General features: G+C 73.7%; 21 protein-coding genes. 9 read left to right on the plus strand and 12 right to left on the minus strand.

The window, feature by feature from the left end:
• Window positions 1-16: 16 nt before the first annotated feature.
• Together HBH26_RS07660 and HBH26_RS07665 are read left to right on the plus strand one after the other, a co-directional pair.
• Complete coding sequence (locus HBH26_RS07660) at window positions 17-706, plus strand: ABC transporter ATP-binding protein (RefSeq protein WP_168134007.1); 690 nt, start codon at window positions 17-19, stop codon at window positions 704-706.
• Window positions 703-3,201, plus strand: coding sequence for an FtsX-like permease family protein (locus HBH26_RS07665; RefSeq protein WP_168134008.1), 2,499 nt, complete (start codon window positions 703-705; stop codon window positions 3,199-3,201). Before HBH26_RS07660 ends, HBH26_RS07665 begins: the two co-directional genes overlap by 4 nt.
• Window positions 3,202-3,345: 144 nt before the next feature.
• On the opposite strand, the gene HBH26_RS07670 is transcribed toward HBH26_RS07665, so the two are convergent.
• Entirely contained in the window at window positions 3,346-4,095 is a 750-nt protein-coding gene (locus HBH26_RS07670; protein WP_168134009.1) for an ankyrin repeat domain-containing protein, read from the minus strand.
• A 67-nt stretch (window positions 4,096-4,162) separates the two neighbouring features.
• Window positions 4,163-5,875, minus strand: coding sequence for a Tle-like phospholipase domain-containing protein (locus HBH26_RS07675; protein WP_168134010.1), 1,713 nt, complete (start codon window positions 5,873-5,875; stop codon window positions 4,163-4,165).
• A 108-nt stretch (window positions 5,876-5,983) separates the two neighbouring features.
• Here HBH26_RS07675 and HBH26_RS07680 point away from each other — a divergent pair, with 108 nt between their 5' ends.
• From HBH26_RS07680 to HBH26_RS07705, 6 genes are read left to right on the plus strand one after another with little or no spacing between them, the layout of a single operon-like run.
• Window positions 5,984-6,895 carry a 3-oxoacyl-[acyl-carrier-protein] synthase III C-terminal domain-containing protein gene (locus tag HBH26_RS07680; protein ID WP_168134011.1) on the plus strand — a complete coding sequence of 304 codons (912 nt, stop codon included), beginning with the start codon at window positions 5,984-5,986 and terminating at the stop codon, window positions 6,893-6,895.
• Entirely contained in the window at window positions 6,892-7,833 is a 942-nt protein-coding gene (locus HBH26_RS07685) for an NAD-dependent epimerase/dehydratase family protein (protein ID WP_168134012.1), read from the plus strand. The genes HBH26_RS07680 and HBH26_RS07685 overlap by 4 nt, the downstream gene beginning before the upstream one ends.
• Window positions 7,821-8,651 carry an MBL fold metallo-hydrolase gene (locus HBH26_RS07690; protein WP_168134013.1) on the plus strand — a complete coding sequence of 277 codons (831 nt, stop codon included), beginning with the start codon at window positions 7,821-7,823 and terminating at the stop codon, window positions 8,649-8,651. The genes HBH26_RS07685 and HBH26_RS07690 overlap by 13 nt, the downstream gene beginning before the upstream one ends.
• Entirely contained in the window at window positions 8,648-9,781 is a 1,134-nt protein-coding gene (locus tag HBH26_RS07695; protein ID WP_168134014.1) for an ATP-grasp domain-containing protein, read from the plus strand. The genes HBH26_RS07690 and HBH26_RS07695 overlap by 4 nt, the downstream gene beginning before the upstream one ends.
• On the plus strand, window positions 9,778-10,893 hold the full coding sequence (locus HBH26_RS07700) for a GNAT family N-acetyltransferase (RefSeq protein ID WP_168134015.1): 1,116 nt from the start codon (window positions 9,778-9,780) through the stop codon (window positions 10,891-10,893). The genes HBH26_RS07695 and HBH26_RS07700 overlap by 4 nt, the downstream gene beginning before the upstream one ends.
• The gene (locus HBH26_RS07705; RefSeq protein ID WP_209308421.1) at window positions 10,890-11,864 is read left to right on the plus strand and encodes a Rieske 2Fe-2S domain-containing protein; all 975 of its coding nucleotides are present in this window, start codon (window positions 10,890-10,892) and stop codon (window positions 11,862-11,864) included. Before HBH26_RS07700 ends, HBH26_RS07705 begins: the two co-directional genes overlap by 4 nt.
• Here the strand turns inward: HBH26_RS07705 and HBH26_RS07710 are convergent.
• From HBH26_RS07710 to HBH26_RS07755, 10 genes are all read right to left on the minus strand, one after another.
• Window positions 11,840-13,099: a CoF synthetase gene (locus HBH26_RS07710; protein ID WP_168134016.1), complete on the minus strand. Its 1,260-nt coding sequence runs from the start codon at window positions 13,097-13,099 to the stop codon at window positions 11,840-11,842. The two genes, HBH26_RS07705 and HBH26_RS07710, sit on opposite strands and share 25 nt — an antisense overlap.
• Before the next feature lie 4 nt (window positions 13,100-13,103).
• Window positions 13,104-13,970 carry a hypothetical protein gene (locus tag HBH26_RS07715; protein WP_168134017.1) on the minus strand — a complete coding sequence of 289 codons (867 nt, stop codon included), beginning with the start codon at window positions 13,968-13,970 and terminating at the stop codon, window positions 13,104-13,106.
• A 61-nt stretch (window positions 13,971-14,031) separates the two neighbouring features.
• Window positions 14,032-14,529, minus strand: coding sequence for a hypothetical protein (locus HBH26_RS07720; protein ID WP_168134018.1), 498 nt, complete (start codon window positions 14,527-14,529; stop codon window positions 14,032-14,034).
• Window positions 14,530-14,741: 212 nt separating this feature from the next.
• Window positions 14,742-14,933: a hypothetical protein gene (locus tag HBH26_RS07725; protein WP_168134019.1), complete on the minus strand. Its 192-nt coding sequence runs from the start codon at window positions 14,931-14,933 to the stop codon at window positions 14,742-14,744.
• Window positions 14,934-14,956: 23 nt separating this feature from the next.
• On the minus strand, window positions 14,957-15,679 hold the full coding sequence (locus tag HBH26_RS07730; protein WP_168134020.1) for a DUF6683 family protein: 723 nt from the start codon (window positions 15,677-15,679) through the stop codon (window positions 14,957-14,959).
• Between the two features lie 343 nt (window positions 15,680-16,022).
• On the minus strand, window positions 16,023-16,754 hold the full coding sequence (locus HBH26_RS07735) for a DUF6683 family protein (RefSeq protein ID WP_168134021.1): 732 nt from the start codon (window positions 16,752-16,754) through the stop codon (window positions 16,023-16,025).
• 22 nt (window positions 16,755-16,776) lie between these two features.
• Window positions 16,777-17,508: a DUF6683 family protein gene (locus tag HBH26_RS07740; RefSeq protein ID WP_168134022.1), complete on the minus strand. Its 732-nt coding sequence runs from the start codon at window positions 17,506-17,508 to the stop codon at window positions 16,777-16,779.
• Between the two features lie 49 nt (window positions 17,509-17,557).
• The gene (locus HBH26_RS07745) at window positions 17,558-17,746 is read right to left on the minus strand and encodes a hypothetical protein (protein ID WP_168134023.1); all 189 of its coding nucleotides are present in this window, start codon (window positions 17,744-17,746) and stop codon (window positions 17,558-17,560) included.
• A 15-nt stretch (window positions 17,747-17,761) separates the two neighbouring features.
• Window positions 17,762-18,481, minus strand: coding sequence for a hypothetical protein (locus HBH26_RS07750; RefSeq protein ID WP_168134024.1), 720 nt, complete (start codon window positions 18,479-18,481; stop codon window positions 17,762-17,764).
• Between the two features lie 138 nt (window positions 18,482-18,619).
• Window positions 18,620-19,219: a hypothetical protein gene (locus HBH26_RS07755; RefSeq protein WP_168134025.1), complete on the minus strand. Its 600-nt coding sequence runs from the start codon at window positions 19,217-19,219 to the stop codon at window positions 18,620-18,622.
• Between the two features lie 310 nt (window positions 19,220-19,529).
• Between HBH26_RS07755 and HBH26_RS07760 the strand changes: the two genes are divergently transcribed.
• Complete coding sequence (locus tag HBH26_RS07760; protein WP_168134026.1) at window positions 19,530-20,273, plus strand: hypothetical protein; 744 nt, start codon at window positions 19,530-19,532, stop codon at window positions 20,271-20,273.
• Window positions 20,274-20,288: the final 15 nt, after the last annotated feature.

The raw sequence follows: 20,288 nt of genomic DNA on the forward strand, positions 1-20,288 counted from the left end.
TGCCCCTTTTCCGCTGATGTCCCAACCCGATATGGTCGTCGCCGCGCGCGATGTAAGGCTGACGCTCGGCGGGAAGGCGACGGGCGGCGAGAAGCCGGTCGAGATCCTGCGCGGCATCGACCTCTCCGTCGCGCGGGGCGAGAGCGTCGCACTGCTCGGCGCGTCGGGTTCGGGCAAGTCGTCGCTGATGGCGGTGCTGTCCGGCCTGGAGCGCGCGACCTCGGGCAGCGTCACCGTGCTGGGGCAGGATTTCGCCGCCATGGACGAGGACGCGCTGGCGCTGGCACGGCGCGGGCGGATCGGCATCGTGCTCCAGGCCTTCCACCTGCTGCCGACGATGACCGCGCGCGAGAACGTGGCGGTGCCGATGGAATTGCAGGGCACGGCGGACGCCTCCGCGCGCGCGGAGGCGGAACTGGCGGCGGTGGGCCTGGCGCATCGGCTCCACCACTATCCCGCGCAGATGTCCGGCGGGGAGCAGCAGCGCGTGGCGATCGCGCGCGCGCTGGCGCCGCGTCCCGCGCTGGTCTTCGCCGACGAGCCGACCGGCAATCTCGACGCCGCAACCGGTGCGGCCATCGTCGACCTGCTGTTCGCGCGCCGCGCCGCGGCGGACGCGAGCCTCGTGGTCATCACGCACGATCCCGCGCTCGCCCGCCGCTGCGACCGGGTGCTGGAGCTGGCGGACGGGCGGCTCGTCGCGTGAGCGAGTGGCGCCTTGCCTGGCGGCTCGCGCGACGTGAGCTGTCCTTGCGCTTCCGCGGCCTCCGGCTGCTGCTCGCCTGTCTGTTCCTGGGCGTCGGCGCGCTGGCGGCGATCGGCAGCCTGACCGGCGCGATTACCGGGGAGCTGGCGTCGCGCGGGCGCGTGCTGCTGGGCGGCGATGTCGAATTTTCGATCTCGCAGCGCCGGGCGGAGGCGGACGAGCGTGCGGCCATGCGGGCGGCCGGGCGGGTCTCCGAGACGGTGCGGATGCAGTCGATGGCGGTGACGGCGAGCGGGGCGACCGCGCCGGTTCAGCTGAAGGCGGTGGATGCCGCCTGGCCGCTCTACGGCCGGTTGACGCTGGCGGACGGCCGCACCGCCCGCGCGCCGGGCGCGGAAGAGGCGTGGATCGCGCCCGCGCTGCAGGAACGCCTCGACTTGCGCGTCGGCGATCCGCTGCGGCTCGGCACCGCGCGCTTCCGCGTCGGCGGCATCATCGCCGACGAGCCCGACCGGCTGGGTGAGGGCTTCACGCTCGGTCCGCCCGTCCTCGTCTCGTTGGCGGGACTGGAGCGGACCGGGCTGGTCCAGCCCGGCAGCCTGTACGACACCCGCTACCGCGTCGCGATCGGCGGGCGCGATCCCGACGCGGTGCTCGCCCGCTTCTCGCGCAGCTTCGCGGCGGCGGGGTGGGAGACGCGCACGCGCGACCGCGCCTCGCCGGGCGCCAGCCGCTTCATCGCGCGGATGGGCGAGTTCCTGACGCTGGTCGGCCTCGCCGCGCTGGTTATCGCGGGCATCGGTGTCGGCAACGGCGTGTCGTCCTATCTCGACCAGCGACGCGGCGGCATCGCGATGCTGAAGGTGCTGGGCGCCACATCGGCGCTCGTGACGAAGGTGTATTTGTTTCAGGTGCTGGCGGTGGCGGGGGTGGGCATCGCACTCGGCCTTGCCGCGGGCGTCGCGGCGCTGCCCGCCATTCTGGGCGCGGCGGGCCGCGTGCTGCCGGTGGCGCCGGGCTTCTCGCTCCAGCCGGTGCCGCTGGCGCTCGCCGCCGCCTATGGCCTCCTCATCGCGCTCGCCTTCTGCGCGCCCGCGCTGCTGGCGAGCGGGCGCGTGCCCGCCGCGGCGCTGCTGCGCGGCGCGCACGAGCGGCGGCACGGGGCGGGCCGCGCGGCGGCGGGGTGGATCGCGGCGGCGGCGGGGCTGGTCGTCGCGCTGACGCTGGCGTCGAGCGAGCGGCCGTGGTTCGCCGCCGGCTTCCTCGCCGCGGCGGCGGGGACGCTGGCGCTGCTGGTCGGCATCGGCCACGCGATGAAGACGCTGGTGGCGCGGCTGCCCCGCCCTCGCCGTCCGCTGCCGCGGCTGGCGGTGGCGGCGCTCCACCGGCCCGGCGCGGCGACGGTGGCGCTGACGGTGGCGCTGGGCCTCGGCCTCACGCTGTTCGTGCTGCTGGCGGCGATCCGCACCAGCCTGGACGCCAACATCGCGAAGAGCGTGCCCGCGCGCGCGCCAGCGCTGTTCGCGCTCGACCTGCCGCCCGACGGTGAGGCGGACTTCCGCCGCATCGTCGCGCGCGCGGCCCCGGAGGCGCAGGTCGCGACGGTGCCGCTGATGCGCGGCACGATCACGGGCTACGGCCGCACCCGCGTTTCCGACCTGAAGGATATACCCGAGGGCGCCTGGGCGCTCCGTGGGGAGCGCGGGCTCACGTTCGCCGCCGCGCTGCCGCCGGGCAGCACGCTGGCCGCGGGGCGGTGGTGGACCGCGGCGGAGGCGCGCCGGCCGCTGGTGTCGGTGGACGAGCGGCTGGCGCAGTCGCTGAACCTGAAGATCGGCGATCCGCTGACCGTCTCGGTGCTGGGGCTGGAGCGGACCGCACGCATCGCCTCGTTCCGGCGCATCGCCTGGGACACGCTGGGCTTCAACTTCGTGCTGGTGTTCTCGCCCGGCGCGCTGGTGGACGTGCCGCACAATCTGGCCGCCACGATCGAGATGCCGGCGGCGCGGGTCCCGGCGGTGACGCGAGCGCTGCTACCGCGCTTTCCCTCCACCTCGGTGATCGAGGTGGGCGGGGTGCTGGCACAGGTGCAGTTGATCGTCGGCCAGATGGCGACCGCCATCGCCGCGGCGGCGGGGGTGGCGGTGCTGGCAGGCGTCGCCGTGCTGATCGGCGCGATCGCCGCGGCGCGGGCGGCCCGCACCTACGACGCGGTGATCCTGAAGGTACTAGGCGCCACGCGGGCGCAGGTACTGGCGATCCAGGCGCTGGAATATCTGCTGCTGGCGCTGGTCGCCGGGGCGGTGGCGCTGCTGCTGGGCGGCGTCGGCGCGTGGTACGTGGTGACGCAGCTGTTCCGCTTCGATTGGCTGCCCGACTGGGGAGCGGTGCTGGCGACGCTGGCGATCGGCGCGGCGGTGACGATCGCCATCGGGCTGGCGGGCAATCTCCCCGTCCTGCGCGCGCGTCCGGCACGGGCGCTGCGCGAGCTGTAGCGGATTGTTCGCGCAGAGACGCGGAGGCGCAGAGACGTCGCGTCTGCCGCGAAGCGGCTCTCTTCAGTGCTCGAGTGATCGTCCGGTACGCTACCGCGCACGCGCCCTCCCTGCGCCTCCGCGTCTCTGCGCGAACGATTTACTTCAGCGCGGGGGCCAGCGGCCCTCCGCCGCCAGCGCCGCCAGCGCGCGCGGCGCCGGCGCAGGCTCGGGCCAGCCGAGCGCCGGCAATCGCGCCGCCAGCCGCGCCCGGGCGGCCGCCTCCGCCGGCGCGTCGGTGACCATCGGCGCCGCCAGCGAGGTGGCGAGGTTCGCCCCCGCCTGATCGATCGCATACGGGTCCGCGCCGCGATCCAGCAGCAGCTCGGCCAGTGCGAACTTCTCCATGTCGAGCGCGACGTGGAGCGGCGCGCGACCCAGCTGGTCGCGCACGTCCGGGTCGAGGCCGTGGTCGAGCAGCAGCCGTACGCCGCCTTCCGAACCGAGCGCGATCGCCGCGCGCACCGGCTCCAGCCGCGCGGCGGCGGGCGCGGGCGACGCGTCGCCCTCCGCCAGCAGCACGAAGGCGAGATCGGGCGAGCGCGCGTGGAGCGCCAGGATCAGCGGCGCGCCGTCCCCTGCGCCATCGGCGGCGACATCGTGCGACAGGAGTTCGCGCAGCAGCGTCGCATCGCCGGTGGCAACCGCGATCTCCGCCAGCGAGCGGCCGTCCGCGCTCACTCCCGCCAGTGCCGGGTCGCGCTCCAGCGCCAACCGCACCCGCGGCAGGTCCACGGCGAGCAGCGCGTCGATCAGGTCGCGCGCCGACCCGCCCAGCCCCGGCGCCGCGCGCAGGTCGCGCGCATCGGGCAGGTCGGCATCGTCGACGAAGGCGTGAAAGGCGATCCCGTCCATCCCGGCGCTCCCGCTGCAAGAAGCGCGCGGCATCGGTGCCGCGCCGCTTCCTGTCAAGCGACCGGCATCAGCGGCCGGTGCTGGCCAGCACCCAGTCCATCATGTGCCGGTTGATTGGCGCCATCGGCCCGTATTGCGACAGGAACCCCGCGCCTTCCGGTGCGATGCCGGGCAGGCGGTGGGTGGTGCCGAACGCGGTCGGCACCAGCGGCGACAGCGCCTCCTGCGCGCTCGTCAGGAACTCGCCGGGGACGCTGTAATTGGTGGCGGTGCCGGGCAGCACCCCGGCCTCGCGTGCCACCTCGCGCCCCTGCGCGCGGCTGATGAAGTGGAGGCCGGCGGCGTTGAAGGTCGTCGCCTCGCGCCCGGCCGCGTTCGCGGCGTGCGACGCCAGCCCCCCGCCCAGCGAGTGGCCGACGAACTCGACGGGGATCGACGCGTCGGTGCGGCTGATCGCGCGCCCGATCTCCAGCGCGCGGGCGTAATGGTTGCTTGGCAGGCCGACGCCCTGCAGGCCGTTCGACACCCAGTCGCCGGCCCGGCCGCCCGAGCCGCGGAAGGCGATGGTGTAGCTCTCAGCGCCGGGCGCGCCGCTGCGATAGACCTCGGCGTGGAAGGCGCCACGATCGAGCATCTGCGGCGTCAGGTTCAGCCGGCCGAGCTCCGCCGCGTCGGCGACGCGCGTGGTCCCCTCGGGCAGGGCGCCGCGGCCGTAGACGTGCTCCGCCATCTGCGCCTTGGCATGGAGCGGCGACGGCGGCACGTCGGGCACGATGGTCGGGCGACCGCTGGGAAGCGCGGGCGGAGCGATGTCGTTGGCGGCGCGAAGGCCCGGAGCGACGTCGTTCGCCGCCTGCCGGGTGATCGCGGGCGCGGCCTCCCGCACGCCCGCCGGCGCGGCTTCGCGCACGATGGATGAGACGAGCGCATTGCCGCCCTCGCGCGCGGCCAGCGAGGCGCCGCCGCGCGCGACTCCCTCGGTCGCGGCGTGGCCTCCCGCGGTCAGCAGGCCGCGCGCCGGCCCGCCGCCGACGGGCACGACATAGGTCGCGACCGCGCCGACATCCATGCCGATCTCCTCGGTCCGCCCCTCCGCGATGGCGGTGCCGTAGCGCTCGGCAGTGCGCCCGACGAAGCCGGTGGTCGCATCCCACGCGCCGGACAGATCGTCGCCCAGCTTGCCGGGATCGCGCGCCGCGGTCGCGACATAGGTGCCGGCCGACTGCGCCGCGCCGACGACGGTCTGCGTCAGTTCCTGCCGCGCCTCGGCGGAGACCTGCACCTCCGCCAGCGTGGTGCCGAGCTGGCCGACGGTGCCAACGAGGCCCACGCCCTCGCGCAGCACGCCGCCGGTGACGCCGACGGTGAAGCGCGTGCTGGCCTCCACGGTCGTGATCGCGCCGCGAAGTCCCTGCGATACGATGCCGTCGCCGGTGATGTGGCTGCGCGCCAGATCCGCGCCCTGGCCGATCGTCTGCCCGGTCCAGTTCACCGCGCTGGTGATGCCGTTCTTGCCCGCCTCGGTCGCGTCGCCGATGCCGTCGCGCACCGTGCTGGCCACCGACCGCACGTCGCCGCTGGTGATGGCGGAGCCGAGCCGGTCGAGGAAGCCCTGCGGTTCGACTTGCGGCGCGGGAGCGGGGGGGACGGCTGGGGCGGGTGCCGTCGCCGGCGGATTCCAGTTCGCGGCATAGGGCGCGGCGCCGGTCACGGGCGCGCGGAGTGGCACCGGGGGTGGTGGCGGCGGGGGCGGTGCGGCCTGGCGAACCGAATCGATCATCGTGGCGCGTCCTCGCGAGGAAATTCGTTTGCCTGTCCTCCCATAGTGGGGGGAGGCGAGCCATAATCGGATCGACTAGGCCGCCGGGCTGGCGCATGGTCCGCGGCGATGTTGTTCGCGCTCGCCGGGACCGGGGCCTACACGCCCGCGCGCCGTATCGCGGGGCGCCCCGTGGCCGACGAGGCGGAGACCACCAGCATGATGGCCGCCGCCGCCGCGCGCGCGGCGCTGGACGAGGCCGGGTGGCGCGCGGAGGAGGCGGACGTGCTGATCGGCGCGTCCAGCGTGATGGAGCAGCCGCTGCCGGGCACCGCGACGCTGATCCAGCGGCGGCTGGGCATCGGCGCCAGCGGGCGCGCGGCGTTCGACGTCAACGCCACGTGCCTGTCCGCGCTGGTGGCGCTGGACGTGGCGCTGCTGGGCATCGCCGGCGGGCGCTGGCGCCAGGTGCTGATCGCCGGCGCCGACCTGCCGCGCCGCGCGCTGGCGGCGGACGATGCGGCCGGTGCCGCGATCTTCGGCGACGGGGGCGCGGCGCTGGCGGTGGCGGCGGGCGGGCCGCACCGCCTGCTCGCCAGTCGGTTCGAGACGCACGGCGACCATGCGGACCTGTGCGCGATCGCGGCTGGGGGCACGCGGCTGGACCCGACGGATGCGGGCTTCCTCGCCGAAACGCGCTTCCGCATGGCGGGGCCGGCGCTGCACCGCGCGACGGCGCGGCTGTTCCCCGGCTTCCTCGCCCGGCTGCTCGAAGAGGCGGGGGTGGCGGCGGCGGCGATCGACGTGGTGGTGCCGCACCAGGCGAGCCGCGCGGCGATCGACCATCTCGCGCGCGTGCTGGGCGGCGAGCGCGTGCGGATCGTCGATCGCTTCGACGCGAACGGCAACCAGGTCGCCGCCAGCCTCCCGCTGGCGCTGCACGCCGCGCGGGTCGAGGGTCGGCTGGTGCCCGGCGCCACGGTGCTGCTGGTCGGTAGCGCGGCGGGGATCACGCTGGGCGGCATGGTGATCCGCTGGTGACTCGCGTCGCACTCGTCACCGGGGCGACCGGCGGGCTGGGGCGCACGCTGGTGCCCATGCTGCGCGCCGCGAGATGGCAGGTGCACGCGACCGGGCGGCGACCGCGCGGCGGGGAGGACATCGCCGCGCTGGACCTGACGCACGCGCTGCCGGACGGCCTTTGCCGGGGCGTCGACACGGTCTTCCACCTCGCCGCGCTGTCCGCGCCATGGGGCAGGCGCGCCGATTTCCACGCGATCAACGTCGACGCCGTCGCGCGGCTGGCGGCGGCGGCGCGGGTGGCGGGGTGCCGCCGCTTCGTCCACGTCTCCACGCCGTCGATCTACGCCGAGCCGCGCGACCGGTGGGCGATCGGGGAGGGCGACCCGCCGGCTCGGCGCTTCGCCAACGATTATGCGCGGACCAAATGGGCGGGGGAGCAGGCGGTGCGAGCGAGCGGGATGGCGGCGACCATCCTGCGGCCCAGCGCGATCGTCGGCCCCGACGACGCCGTGCTGCTGCCGCGGCTGCTGCGCGCGGTGCGCCGGGGACGGGTGCCGCTGCCCGCGGGCGGCCGCGCGCTGGTGGAGCTGACCGACGCGCGCGACGTCGCCGCCGCGCTGCTGCTCGCCGCCGACGCGCCGCCGACCGAGGCGAACCTGTCCGGCGGCGCGGCGATGCCGGTGCGGGCAATCGTGGCGCGGATCGCGGCACGGCTGGCATTGCCGGTGCGCCTGGTCGCGCTGCCGCGGCCGCTCGCGATGGCTGCGGCGACCGCGGCGGAGGCGTGGGGCCACGTCGCGGGGCGCGAGCCGGTGGTGACGCGCTACACCGCGACCGCGCTCGGCTGGTCGCGCACCTTCGACCTGTCGCACGCGCGGGCGGCGCTCGGCTGGCATCCCCGCATCGCGCCGGAAGCGGCGATCGACCACGCGCTGGAGCACCGATGCGCCGCGTGACGCTCACCCCCTTTCGCGTCGGCCACTGCCGCCATCCGCAGGCGATGACGATCCGCGGCGGGCGCTGGGCACCAGTTGAGTTCCCCGCGCTCGCCTTCCTGATCCGCCACCCGGCGGAAGGCGCGATCCTGTTCGACACCGGCTACGATCCCGCCTTCTTCGACGCGACCCGGCCGTTTCCGGAGCGGCTGTACCGCTGGACCACCCCGCCCACGCTGGCGCCGGGGGAGGCGCTGGCGGAGCAGCTGGCCGCGGCGGGGGTGGCGCCGGGCCAGGTGCGGCACCTGATCCTGTCGCATTTCCACGCCGACCACATGGCCGGTACGCACCGCTTTCCCGCGGCGACGATCCACGCCGCGCGGGCGGGCTGGCAGGCGATGGGGCGCGGTGGGCGCTTCGCCGCCGTGCGGCAGGGGATGCTGCGCGCACTGGCGCCGCCCGACTTCCTGTCGCGCGCGCGCTGGTTCGAGGATGCGCCAGCAGTGCCGCTGCCGCGCGACCTGGCGCCGTTCGAAGAGGGGCGGGACGTGATCGGCGACGGATCGCTGCTGGCGGTGCCGCTGCCGGGCCACTGCCCCGGTCACTGGGGTCTGGTGCTGGCGGAGGAGGGGGGCGCGTGGCGCTTCCTCGTCGCCGACGCCGCCTGGTCCAGCGCGGCGATCCGCACCGACACGCCGCCGCCGTGGCTGACGGCGCGCCTGCTGGGCGATGCGTCGGCGGGGCGCGCGACGCTCCGCGCGCTGCACCGGCTGCACCGCCGCAATCCCGACGTGTCGCTCACGCCGTCGCACTGCGCCGAGTGCGCGGCGGGCCTGTGAGCGGCACCGTCCTCGTCACCGGCGCGCGCGCACCGGTGGCGCTGGAGGTGGCGCGCTCGTTTCGCGCACTCGGCTGGCGCGTCCACCTCGCCGACTCGGTGCCCGCCACCGCCGCGTCCTGGGCGCGGCCGGCCTTCGCCGTCCACCGCCTGCCGCCGCCGCGGCACGCCTTCGCCGCGTTCCGCGATGCGCTGGCCCGGCTGATCGACTCCGCCGGCGCGACGCTGGTGGTGCCGACGTGCGAGGAGGTGTTCTATCTCGCGGCCGCGATGCCGGGGGACCCGCGGCTGGTCGCCCCACCGCTGGAGACGCTGCGCGCGCTGCATTCCAAGGCGCTGTTCGCCGAACTGGCGCGCGCGGCGGGCGTGGCGATGCCGACGACGCGGCGGATCGAGACGCCGGATGGGCTCGCCGCGCTGCCGCTCGACCGGATCGTGTTGAAACCCGACTATTCGCGCTTCGCCGCGGCGACGCTGGTGCGGCCGCGCGCGCGCGACCTGCGGCGGCTGCGGCCCTCGCGCGAGTATGCCTGGGTGGCGCAGGATTTCGTCGCCGGGGAGGAGCTGTGCCTGTGGAGCGCCACGCGCGAGGGGCGGATCGTCGCGCACGCGCTGTATCGCCCGGTCCTGCGCCACGGCCGTTCCGCCGCCTTCGCGTTCGAGGCGGTGGACTGGCCGCCGGCGGCCGCCATGGCGGCGCGGATCGCGGCGGCGACGCGGGCGACGGGGCATCTCTCCTTCGACCTGATCCGCACGCGCGAGGACGTGGCCGTGCCGATCGAGTGCAATCCGCGTGCGGTCAGCGGCGTTCACCTGTTCGACGGCGACGCGCTGGCGCGCGCGATCCTCGGGACGCCGCAGGCCTCGCCCGCGGCGGGCACGCGCCGGCACCTGTCGCCGGCGATGGCGCTGCTCGGCCTGCCCGCCGTGCTGGCGCAGGGGCGGGTGCGCGCGGCGGCGACCGCGTGGCGTGAGGGGCGCGACGCGATCGGGCGGCCGGGGGATCGCTGGCCGGCGGCGGGGGCGGTGGTGGACGCGGCGCGCTTCGCCGCGCTGGCGCTCACCCGCCGCCGCAGCCCGACGCGGCAGACCACCGCCGACATCGAGTGGAACGGCGAGCCGATCGGATGAGGCTGTTCGACCCCGCCGACCCGGCCGCGCCTTGGCCCGCGGTTTCCCCGGCGGAGCGCGCCTTTATCGCGGCGCTGGCGGCGGACACGCGGGCGCAGGTGGCCAATGTCGCCACGCGGGTGCGCGCGCTGGCGACGGACGCGGGCCAGGTGCTGCCGGTGACGATCGACGACGGCGCGCGCGGCGACAGCTACGTCGCGACGCCCACCGCCGCCTACGTCGACTACGCCCGACGCGAAATCGAGCTGGTCGGCGTGCCGGGCGGCGCGGCGCTGCGTGGGCTTGTGGGTGTCGCCGGCGCGGTGCTGCGCGCGGCGCGGATCGACCGGATCGTCAACGTCGACAACTGGCTCCTGTCGACCAATCTTCACGGCGGCTGGACCGGCGCGGACCTGCCCGCGATCCGGCGGCTGCTGGCGAACGCCTTTCCCGACCACCTGATCGCGATCCGCTCGGTCGACGCCTGGTCGTCGCCCGCGCTGGTCGCGGCGGCCCGGGCGGACGGGTGGGTGATGATGCCGTCGCGGCAGGTGTGGGTGGTCGACGACCTCGCCCGCGACTGGCGCCCGCGCAACCAGTTCGGCAACGACCGGCGGCTGCTGGCCCGGTCGGGCCTCGCCGTGGACGTTGCCCGAAGCGATGACTCAGGGCGGATCGCCGAGCTCTACCACCAGCTCTACGTCGGCAAGTACAGCGCGCTGAACCCCGTCTTCACCCCGCGCTTCGTCGCCGGCACCATGGAGAGCGGGCTGATCCGCTATCGCGTGGCGCGCGGGGCGGACGGGCGCGCGGTGGCGGTGGCGGGGCTGCTGGCGCGCGGCGGCGTCGCGACGCCGCCGGTGGTCGGTTACGACCGCAGCGTGCCGGTGGCGGCGGGACTGTACCGGATTGCCTGCTTCCTGTTCATGCAGGAGGCGATGGCGCGCGGGTGGCGGCTGCATGGCTCGGCGGGCGCGGCGCACTTCAAGAGGTTGCGCGGGGCCCGCGGGGTGATCGAATATTGGGCGATGTCGGTTGATCACCTCTCCGCGCCGCGCCGCGCCGCCATCCGCGGGTTCGCCGCGCTGCTGGAGCGCGCGATCGTGCCGATGATGCGGCGGTACGGCTGGTGAGCTGGCCCGCCGCCGTCGCCGCGGGCTGGTATCCGGTGGCCGTGGCCGCGCGGCTCGGCCGTCGGCCGCTGGCGCGGCGGCTGCTGGACGAGCCGCTGGTCGTCTTCGCCGGGGCGGGCGGGCCCGCGGTGCTGCGCGACCGCTGCCCGCACCGCGCCATGCCGCTGTCCGCCGGGCGGGTGGATGCCGGGCGGATCGTCTGTCCCTATCACGGCTGGGCGTTCGACGGCGCCGGCACGTGCCGCCACGTTCCCGGCAGCACCGGCGTGCCCGCCGTGCGCGCCGACGCGCTGCCGACGCGGGTCGCCGCGGGGCTGGTGTGGACGACACTATCCGACGCGCCGTTCCCGCGATTGCCGGCGGTGATGGAGGATGCGACGCTGGACCGCTTCTGGTGGACGCCGCGCGCGTCGGCGGCGCGCGTGCTGGACGCGGTGGAGAACCATCTCGACCCCGCGCATCCCCACCACGTCCACCCGTGGATCGTGCGCGCACCCCACCGGCGGCGGCGCACCCGCGTGCTGGTGACAATCGATGCGGCGGGGGCGGAGGCGACCTATGTCGAGGAGCGCCGCGCCGGTGGCCTCCTCTCGCGCCTGTTCGAGGGGTATCGCACCACCAGTACGGGGCGTCTGTTCCCGCCGACGATCGCCGACGTCCGCTTCGACGGACCGGACGGGTTGCGGTTGTCGATCGCCGTCGTCTTCGTGCCCGAGGCGACCGGCGTCACGCGCCCCTACGCCCATTTCGCGACGCCGCGCGGGCGTTGGCCGGCGGGGGTGAAGCGTGCGCTGCTGACGGCGTTCCACTATCCCATCCTGATGCAGGACCGCCGCGTGCTGGCACGGCAGGCGACACGCGCGGGACCCTACGCGACCGGGCCGCTCGACTTCCTCGGCCCCGCGATCTGGTCTCTCGCCCACGGCACGGCGCCGCCGCCGGACAGCTACGAGGCGGAGATCTGGTTGTGATCCCAGTCGCGGCGCACGCGGCGCAGCTTGGTGGCGTCGGTGGCGGGGATGCCGTGGGAGACGGTGACGGCGGCGTCCGCGCCCAGGCGCGTCAGGGCGACGCGCAGTCCCGCCCGAACCGCGGCGGCGTCGCATCCCGGCGGGATCGCCGCCGCCACCGCGGTCGGCCCGGTCTGCACGATGCGGAAGTCGTCGATTCGCGGGTCGGCGTCGAGCAGTGCGTTGCGCAGCACGTCCGGCGTCACCGTCGTCGCGCCGATCAGGAACAGGTCGTCGCGCCGCCCCTCCACCGCCGCTACGGCCTGCAAGGCCGAACCGCACGGGCAGGGTGAGGGGTCGAGCCGCAGCAGGTCGTTCATGCGATAGCGTGCCATCGCCTGCGCGCGGCGGGTGAAATCGGTGACGACCGGCTGCACCAGCGCACTCGCCGCCAGCGCCTCCCACTCGAACGCCACCACGTCCTCGGCCAGGTGGAGCGTGCCGTGCGCGCAGGACACGCCGAACAGTCCCTCCGTCGCCATGTAGATCTGCCGCACCGGCAGGCCGGTCGCGGCGCGGATCGCGGGAACGTCGACCGGGTCGAGCACCTCCGCCGCGGCGAAGGCGGTCGTCCCGCGCGCGACCAGCCCGCGCTCGGCAAGGTGGCGCAGCACCTTGGGCGGGGCGACGATGGTGTCGGGCGCGAAGGCGGCGAAGCGCGCCGCCCACGCGTCCACGCCTTCGGTGAGGTCGAACAAGCCCAGCCGCACCCGGCTGCCCCCGCCCGCCGCGCCGTAGAGGCGCGAGAAGCCTGGCAGCGCCAGCGCGACGCGGTGCCGCCGCCACAGCGCGTCGGGCAGCGCCTTGGCCAGCAGCGTGCCGAGCCACACGTAACGCTCGGCATCGCTGACGAGGAAATAGCCGCGGTTGCCGCTGGTGCCGGTGCTGTGGCCGATCGCATGGCCTTCCACGCGATCCTCGCCGCGGGCCAGCGCCGCGCGCACGGTGTCCAGCGCCACTCCCGCGCGGTTCATCGCCGCGAAGTTCGCCAGCATGGTCGCCTTGTCGACGATCGGCCAGGAGCCGACGCGCGCCGGGTCGATGCCTCGATAGAAGGGGATGTCGCGCGCCAGATACCACCCCAGTCGCGCCAGCCGTGCCGACTGGTGGCGCTCGATCGCCGCCCGGTCGCGCAGCCGCGCCATGCGCCAGCGCGCCCGGGCGTAAGCGCGCGCGGCGACGGCGAGGCCGATCATGCGGCTACAGCGGCTCCCGCCGGTCGACGCGGTACAGCATCTCCGCGCCGAAGGCGCGCACGGCGGCGCGCAGGTTGGTGTCCGAGTTGGGATCGCGCGCGATCGTTTCGACGGTGCGGAAGGCGGCGGGGCCGTAGCGCTTGCTGGCGAACAGCGGCGTCGCGGCCTCGGGCACGATCGCCTCCGCTCCCGGCCAGCGCGCGAGGCACGCCAGCCCGGTGACGGTGGCGCGCAGCTCGTCCGGCGCGATCTCGACGCGCTTCAGCGACGACGATCGGCGGAACTCGGCGGGATAGCTGCTCTCGAAGTCGGCGATGACCGCCGCCTGCGTGCCGGGGTCGGCGGAGGTGGGTGTGCGACACGTGGACGCCTGGCGCGCGGCGAAGCCCGGCTCGCCGTCGTCGCCCGCCACCGTGGCGGCGGGCATGGCGTCGATCAGCCGCATCTTGCCGTTCTCCCACGCGAAGCGCACGGGCGGGCCGCCGGCGGCGGTGGCGGGCATCGAGACGACGAAGCCGCCGCGGTTCATCGCCGCGCGCGCCTGGCCCGCGCAGGTGCCGAACGGCTCGCTCGCCGCGGGCGCGCCGCCCAGGCCGGTGGCGACGACGACGAAGCGCGACGGGCAAGGGCCGGCGGCGTCGCCGCGGACCAGATGGTAGGTCGCCCTGCCGGAGGGATAGCTGCCGACGATCGCCAGCCGATCGACCAGTTGCGCGCCGAACGGGCGCGAGATCACCGTCTTGCCGACGGACAGTGCCTGCTCGTTCCCGGCGGCGATGACGGCGATGCGGCGCTGCGCCGTTGCGGAAGGGGTCGCGACCACGATTGTGGCGAGCGTGGCGGCGAGCATGGCGCGGTACGGCATCATCATTCTCCCGGCGAAACGTTCCGTCGCCGGCATAGCGCCCCGGCCGCGGCGGGGTTCCCGAATGTCAGACGCCGAAGCTGGCCGCCGCCGCCTCCAGCCGGGCGACCACGCCGTCGATGCCCTCGCCAGCGGGGGCGGTAGCGGCGGCGTCGAGCGCGGCGGAGAGGCCCGCTACCTGCCGCTCGCCCGACGCGCCGGACAGGCCGGCGGCATGGACCATCGCGCCGCGCGTAACGCCCTCCAGCGCGCGCAGCAGATCGCCTTCCTGCGTCGGCGTGGCGCCAAAGCGTGCCGACAGATCGCCGGCGAGCTGCTGCAAGCCGTAGATGTCGCCACGCTGCGCCAGCAAATTGCGATCGGGCGCAGCGCCCTGCGCCTCTCCCGTCCGCGCGGTCCACGCCGCGCTGCCGGCGGCCTCCCCGCCCACGGCGCCGACCCAGCCGAGCACGCGATGGCCCAGATCGCCGATCGCCGCCGATGCGGCGGAGGCGGCGTTCGTCGTCGCGCCGCCGGCCAGCGGCGATGCCGGTGCGAGGGGGGACAGACGGTCGACCATGGTCATCGCGAAATCCTTCAACGGCGGGACGGAACGCCCGGCCTGGATGCTATATGCGGCGCGTCGCGCGCGCGTGCCATAATCGAAGCGACTAGGAGCGAAGCCGAGCCAATCGCGCCCTGGACCATGCGGCCGGGCGCGCTCCGCCGAGGCGGCGGAGCGGCCGAGCGTCGCGGCGGCGATCGCGATCCTTCGTACAGGTCCGCGACCGGACCCGATCAGCGGAAGCGTGCCAGCCCGTCGGGCGCCGCGACGAGGCGGTCGAGCGCGGTCACGGGGCGACGTTCGTTGCCCTGGGAGATCACCTCGCCGGCCTGGTCCTGCGCCGCCATCGCCTCGTCGGTCTTGCGATCCATCGGCGTGGCGATCGAGGCCTTGGCGACGCCGGCGACGTTGACGGTGAGAGACATGAGACGAATCCTTTCGCTGCCCTCTATTGGAAACCGGCGCTCGTCAGCTTCACCGTGCGAAGGTCGAGGCCGTAGATCGACTTGACCCCCTGCGCGACCGAATTGCGCGCCCGTCCGGCCAGCGAGCCGTCCTTCGCCATGGCGTTGGCGATGTTGGCGACGAAGGCGGACTGGATGACGTTGGCGTCGGAAAGCTCCTGCCGCGTCGCCGGTCCGGCGCGCATGAAATCCGGAAGCGTGGCGAAGGTCGCCGCGGTCTGGCGCCGCAGCCCCTGCACCTGCGCGCGACCGGGATCGTCCGAGCTGCCGTGGACGACGTTCCAGGCGAGCGCGAGGTACATCGCCGTGGTGTCGCCGACGTTGTTCGGATTGAGTCCGTAGCCGGCCATATAGCCGTTCATGTCGCGCATCACCTTGCCGCTCTGCAGCAGCTGGCGCAGCTTCGCCCCCTCCGCACGGTCCCGCTTCGACCATTCGGCGACGGCGCGATTGTAGACCTGGTTGCGGACGGCCGGATCGGGCCGGAACGTGAGGCTGGCGGTCACCCGCTGCGGGGTCGCGGCGAGTGCCGATCCGCGAGCGGACGGACGATGGAGACGCGTGCCGAAGTCGCGCTTGGCATATTCGCCGGCGCCGGCGACGCCCGACCATCCCGTCAACAGCGTCGGATCCAGCGCCATGACGACGTCCTGCGCCGCGGCGGGCGGCGCGACCATGGCGAGCGTGCCGATCAGGAATCTGGTCATGTTCTTCATTCGGGAAATGCGATCGATCTGCGTTGATCGTCCGTCAGCGCCGCGAGACCGACCTGCAGGGCCCTCCTTGGGTATCGCGATCGCGCGGCATCGCCGGCCCGCGACCGCCCGGCCTTGATCGACCTCAACGAAAGCGTGCGAGCCCGTCGGGACGGGCGAGCAGCCGTTCGACACCGCTCGGCTCGCTGCGCTTCAGGTCCTGCGACAGAGTCTCCGTCGCCTGATCCTGCGCGGCGAGCGCCTGGTCGGTCTCGCGCTCCGCCGGGGTCGCGATCGAGGCGCGGGCGATGCTGCCCGGCGTTGACGGTGAGGGACATGAGGTTTCTCCGTCTTCCTATCGGAGCCCGCTGTTCGTCAGATTCAGGCGCGACAGGTCCATCTGGTATGAACCCTTCACGCCGCGCACGACGGCGGAGCGCACGGTCGGTGCGAAGCTGGCGTCGCGCGCCGCATGGCCTCCCGCCGCGCTGGCGAAGGCGGCCTGGACGATATTGGCTTCCGCGATCTCCGCCTTGGTGGCGTTGCTCGCCCCGGCCATCGCGGGCATCCCGGCCATCACGCCGGCCACCTGCGCGCGCAGGCCCTTCATCTGCGCCGGCGTCGGATCGGCATTGCTGCCCCGCGAGGCCATCCACGCGGTGGCGAGGTACAGCCCGGTGGTGTCCGCGAGATTGTTCGGCGACATGCCATAGCGCGCCATATGCCGCGCGACGTCGCGCCGCATCGCCCCGCTCATCAGCAACTGGCGCACCTGCGCGGCATCCTTCGGGCTGGACTTCTCGATCTGCGCGATCGTCCTGCCGTAGACGCGGTTTCGCACCGCGGCGTCGGGTTGGTAAGCCAGCCGGGCGGCGGTGGCGGCGGGCGTCGCCGCAAGGGCGGATCGACGAGCGGACGACCGGCTCAATCGTGTCCCGAAGTCACGCTTGGCGTATTCGCCCGCGGCGGCGACGCCCGACCAGCCAGTCATCAACGTCGGATCCAGCGCCATGACCACGTCCTGCGCCGCGGCGGGCGGCGCGATCATCGTCAGCGCGCCGATCAGTAATCTGCCAAGTCTCGTCAACGCATGCTCCTGTTCGTCCGGCTTACCGCAAACCTGCGCTCGTCAAGTTCAGACGCGAAAGATCCATCTGGTAGCTGTCGCGCACGTTGGCGATCGTATTTCGGCGCACCACGGCCGCCAGCTTCGGATCGCGGGCGGCGCGGCCCGCAAACTCGCCGGCGAAGGTCGCGAAGATCACGTTCGCCTCGGCGATCTCCTGCTTCATGGCGTTGGTGGCGTTGCCGAACTGCGGCATCGATGCCCAGGTGCCCGCCACCTGCGCGCGCAACCCACGCATCTGCGCCGGCGTTGGATCGCCGGCATCGGCGCGTGTCGCCAGCCACGCGGTCGCGAGATAGAGCGCGGTCGTATCTGCGACGTTGTCGATCGACATGCCATAGCGCCGCATATATGAGGACACCTTCTGCCGCATCGCGCCGCTCTCGAAGACCTTCTTCAGGTAGGCGGCGTCCTGCGGATTGCTCTTGCGAATGTTCGCGAGCACGCGCTGGTGGACCTGCTGGCGCACCGCGGCGTCGGGACGGAAGGCCAGCGACGCGGCTGGCCGCGCGGGTGTCGCCGCCAGGGAGGATCGGCGGGCGGACGACCGGCTCAATCGCGTGCCGAAGTCCTGCTTGGCGTATTCGCCGGCGGCGGCCACGCCGGACCAGCCGGTCATCAACGTCGGATCCAGCGCCATGACGACGTCCTGCGCCGCGGCGGACGGCGCGAGCATCGCGAGCGTACCGATCAGAAACTTGGTGATGTTCTTCACTGAGCCCTCCCGGCGTATCATCAGATCAGACCGGAGCGGCGCCTCCGCTTCAACGGAAGCGCGCAAGCCCGTCGGGTCGGGCGAGCAGCCGATCGAGGCCCGCCTGCTGCGGCAGTTTCATCCCCTGCGATTGGGTTTCCGTGGCCTGGTCCTGCGCCGCCATCGCCTGGTCCGTGCGGCGGTCGGACGGGGTGCCGAGGCCGACATGCACATTGCCGGCCGCGATCGAGATCGACATCGGTTCTACTCCTCCTCAGCGCAGTCCCTGCGCGGTCAGGTCCAGCTGCGACAGGTCCATCTGATAGGCGTCGCGTACCGCCTTCACGACGGCGGCGCGCACCTTGGGCGCGTAGCTGGGGTCCTTTGCAGCATCGTTGGCGGCATTGCTGGTGAAGGCTGTCTGCACGATGTTCGCCTCCGCGATCTCCGCCTTGGTGGCGTTGCCCGCCTGCGCGATCGGGCCCATCGATGCCGCGACTTGCGCCCGCAGGCCGCGCATCTGTGCCGCACTGGGATTGCCCGCGCTTCCGCGCGACGCCAGCCACGCCGAGGCGAGATACAGCGCTGTCGTGTCGGCGACATCGTCGGCGGACATGCCGTAGCGACCCAGGAAGGCCGACACCTCGCGCCGGACCGCCCCGCTCGTCAGCTGTCTGCGCACCAGCGCGGCATCACCGGGACTGGACCGTTCGATCTGCGCGATCGCGCGACCGTAGACCTGCTGGCGCACCGCCGCGTCGGGTCGATAGCGCAGCGACGCGGCGGCCGCCGGCGTGCTCGCGAGGCCACTGGCTGTCGGCCGGACCGCGCGCGTGGCCAGTCGGCTGCCCAGCTGTCGCCGCGCCTGCTGTCCCGCAGCGCTCGTGCCGGCATAGCCGATCATGGTCGTTGGGCTGAGCGCCATCACCTGGGCACCGGCCGGTGCCGCACCGCACAGAGCGGCGACGAGAAGGATGAACCGGGTGCGCGTCATGCTCGATCTCCTTTGCTTCCCCTTTCCGCCGGCGAAATGCCGGGGTGGCCATGAAGCCGCCCTGAACCGCAGTCGACGGCCGGGGCATCGCCCCGACCGCCGGCCAACGAACCTGCGTCGCGAAGGTTCTCCCGCGGATCAGCCGCCCTTGCGCGCCGCCGTGGTCAGCGATTCACCCGCGGTCTTCAGCGCGTTCGAGGCCGCGTTCATGAACAGGCCGAATTCCTGAGACTTGGCGCTGAATTCCAGGCTGGCGCTGGGATCAGACTTGTCCGAGGACATGCGATCGGCGAGACCCTGCATCTGGTCGGCCAGCATGTCGGCCTTCTCGCCCAGCGCACGAGCCATGGCCATCAGCCAGCTGCCGCCACGACCACCCGCACGCGCCTCGCGCGCCTCGGGTCCACCGGCGATGTCGGACGCCATGCGCTGCAGATTGTCCTGGATGTCGCGGCTGAAGTCCGCCCGGTCGGTGAACGAACCGCCTGCCGCCTGCGCGAAGCCATCAGCGGCCTCCGACAGGTTGCTGATGCCGCCGAACACGTCGCCGCTGGCGAAAGCGAACTGACCCTGTGCCGCGTCGATCAGCGGCTGCGGCAGCCCGATCGCAGAGCCCAGCTGCTGGATCAGGTTCTGACCAAGCGCGGAGACGAGATTGCGCGACGCCAGGCTCATGATGCCGCCGAGCGGGGTGAGCTGGGCGATGCGCGAGATACCGCCGAGGCTGCCGATGTCCATGGGTAATCCTCCGTCCTGAGTTGCAATGCCGTCCCGGTCGCTTCCGGGTCGCCATCCTTAGACAACGTCGCGGCTCGTTGCGCACTCAGCGGAACGACTAGGGGGACTAGTCGATACGATTAGCCAGCCAACGTTGCGCCGCACGTCGGTCTGCCCAACGCTACGCCGGACAACCGGGGACGCGATATGCTGACCGGCATCGGCGACATGGCCGCGAAATCGATTGCTGATGAGCGTTGATCGCCAGGCTTATCGGTCGCACAGACAGGCCGTAGGGTCTGCCACTTTCCGTATCCGAAGGAGTATCGCGATGCGTTCGATGATCCGGATCATGACCGTGGGAATCGTTCTGGCCGCCAGCGTCCCGCACGCCGCCGCACAGGGCGTGTTCGACATGGGCGTCCTCACCAACACCGTGTCGATCCCGCGTGGCGCAAGCGCCCCCGCCCGCACCGCGCGCAGCGTCTATTCGCCGGGCGAGCGGGCGATCTCCGTGTTGCCGAACGCGTTCGGCCGGGGAGCGGCGCCGGCGGGGGCGGCGCGGCTGAGCTACAGTTCGACGCCAGCGCTGCGTCGCCAGGCGCTCGACGGCTATCTCGCGCGCGCCAGCCGGCAATATCCGGAAGCCGCCCGCGTGATGAGCGCGCAATTCGCGAAGCACGATTATGCGGCGGTGTATCGCAGCCTGATCGGCGGCACCGGCCTGCGCGACAACGACGCGGCGGACGCGGTCACCGCCTATACCGTGCTCGGTTGGCAGATCGCCAACGGCTATACCGACAATCTGCCGCCCGCACGCATCGTCGCCGCGCGCCGCCAGATCGCCGCCGCCCTCGCGGCCAATCCGCAGCTGTCCTCTCCCGCGACGCGCCCTGCGCTCGGCGAGGAGATGAAACTGCTGATGGTGACGCTTCATGCCGGGTGGCAGAGCGCGCAGCGCGAGGGCAATCTGTCGCGCTATGCCGACGGCGTCGCCCGCCTCTTCCGAACCCAGTCGGGCCGCGACCTCCGCTCGCTGACGCTCACCGACGCGGGGTTCAGTCGCAAGGGCTGACGGTCCCGGCCGGCG

The organism is Sphingomonas corticis, from assembly GCF_012035195.1.
Taxonomy (GTDB): Bacteria; Pseudomonadota; Alphaproteobacteria; order Sphingomonadales; family Sphingomonadaceae; genus Sphingomonas; species Sphingomonas corticis.

Bases quoted from the DNA above. Each gene is read 5' to 3' on its own strand.
- HBH26_RS07660 (WP_168134007.1), top strand. From the start codon at position 17: ATGTCCCAACCCGATATGGTCGTCGCCGCGCGCGATGTAAGGCTGACG.
- HBH26_RS07670 (WP_168134009.1), bottom strand. From the start codon at position 4,095: ATGGACGGGATCGCCTTTCACGCCTTCGTCGACGATGCCGACCTGCCC.
- HBH26_RS07675 (WP_168134010.1), bottom strand. From the start codon at position 5,875: ATGATCGATTCGGTTCGCCAGGCCGCACCGCCCCCGCCGCCACCACCC.
- HBH26_RS07680 (WP_168134011.1), top strand. From the start codon at position 5,984: ATGTTGTTCGCGCTCGCCGGGACCGGGGCCTACACGCCCGCGCGCCGT.
- HBH26_RS07690 (WP_168134013.1), top strand. From the start codon at position 7,821: ATGCGCCGCGTGACGCTCACCCCCTTTCGCGTCGGCCACTGCCGCCAT.
- HBH26_RS07700 (WP_168134015.1), top strand. From the start codon at position 9,778: ATGAGGCTGTTCGACCCCGCCGACCCGGCCGCGCCTTGGCCCGCGGTT.
- HBH26_RS07710 (WP_168134016.1), bottom strand. From the start codon at position 13,099: ATGATCGGCCTCGCCGTCGCCGCGCGCGCTTACGCCCGGGCGCGCTGG.
- HBH26_RS07715 (WP_168134017.1), bottom strand. From the start codon at position 13,970: ATGATGATGCCGTACCGCGCCATGCTCGCCGCCACGCTCGCCACAATC.
- HBH26_RS07720 (WP_168134018.1), bottom strand. From the start codon at position 14,529: ATGACCATGGTCGACCGTCTGTCCCCCCTCGCACCGGCATCGCCGCTG.
- HBH26_RS07725 (WP_168134019.1), bottom strand. From the start codon at position 14,933: ATGTCTCTCACCGTCAACGTCGCCGGCGTCGCCAAGGCCTCGATCGCC.
- HBH26_RS07730 (WP_168134020.1), bottom strand. From the start codon at position 15,679: ATGACCAGATTCCTGATCGGCACGCTCGCCATGGTCGCGCCGCCCGCC.
- HBH26_RS07745 (WP_168134023.1), bottom strand. From the start codon at position 17,746: ATGTCGATCTCGATCGCGGCCGGCAATGTGCATGTCGGCCTCGGCACC.
- HBH26_RS07750 (WP_168134024.1), bottom strand. From the start codon at position 18,481: ATGACGCGCACCCGGTTCATCCTTCTCGTCGCCGCTCTGTGCGGTGCG.
- HBH26_RS07755 (WP_168134025.1), bottom strand. From the start codon at position 19,219: ATGGACATCGGCAGCCTCGGCGGTATCTCGCGCATCGCCCAGCTCACC.
- HBH26_RS07760 (WP_168134026.1), top strand. From the start codon at position 19,530: ATGCGTTCGATGATCCGGATCATGACCGTGGGAATCGTTCTGGCCGCC.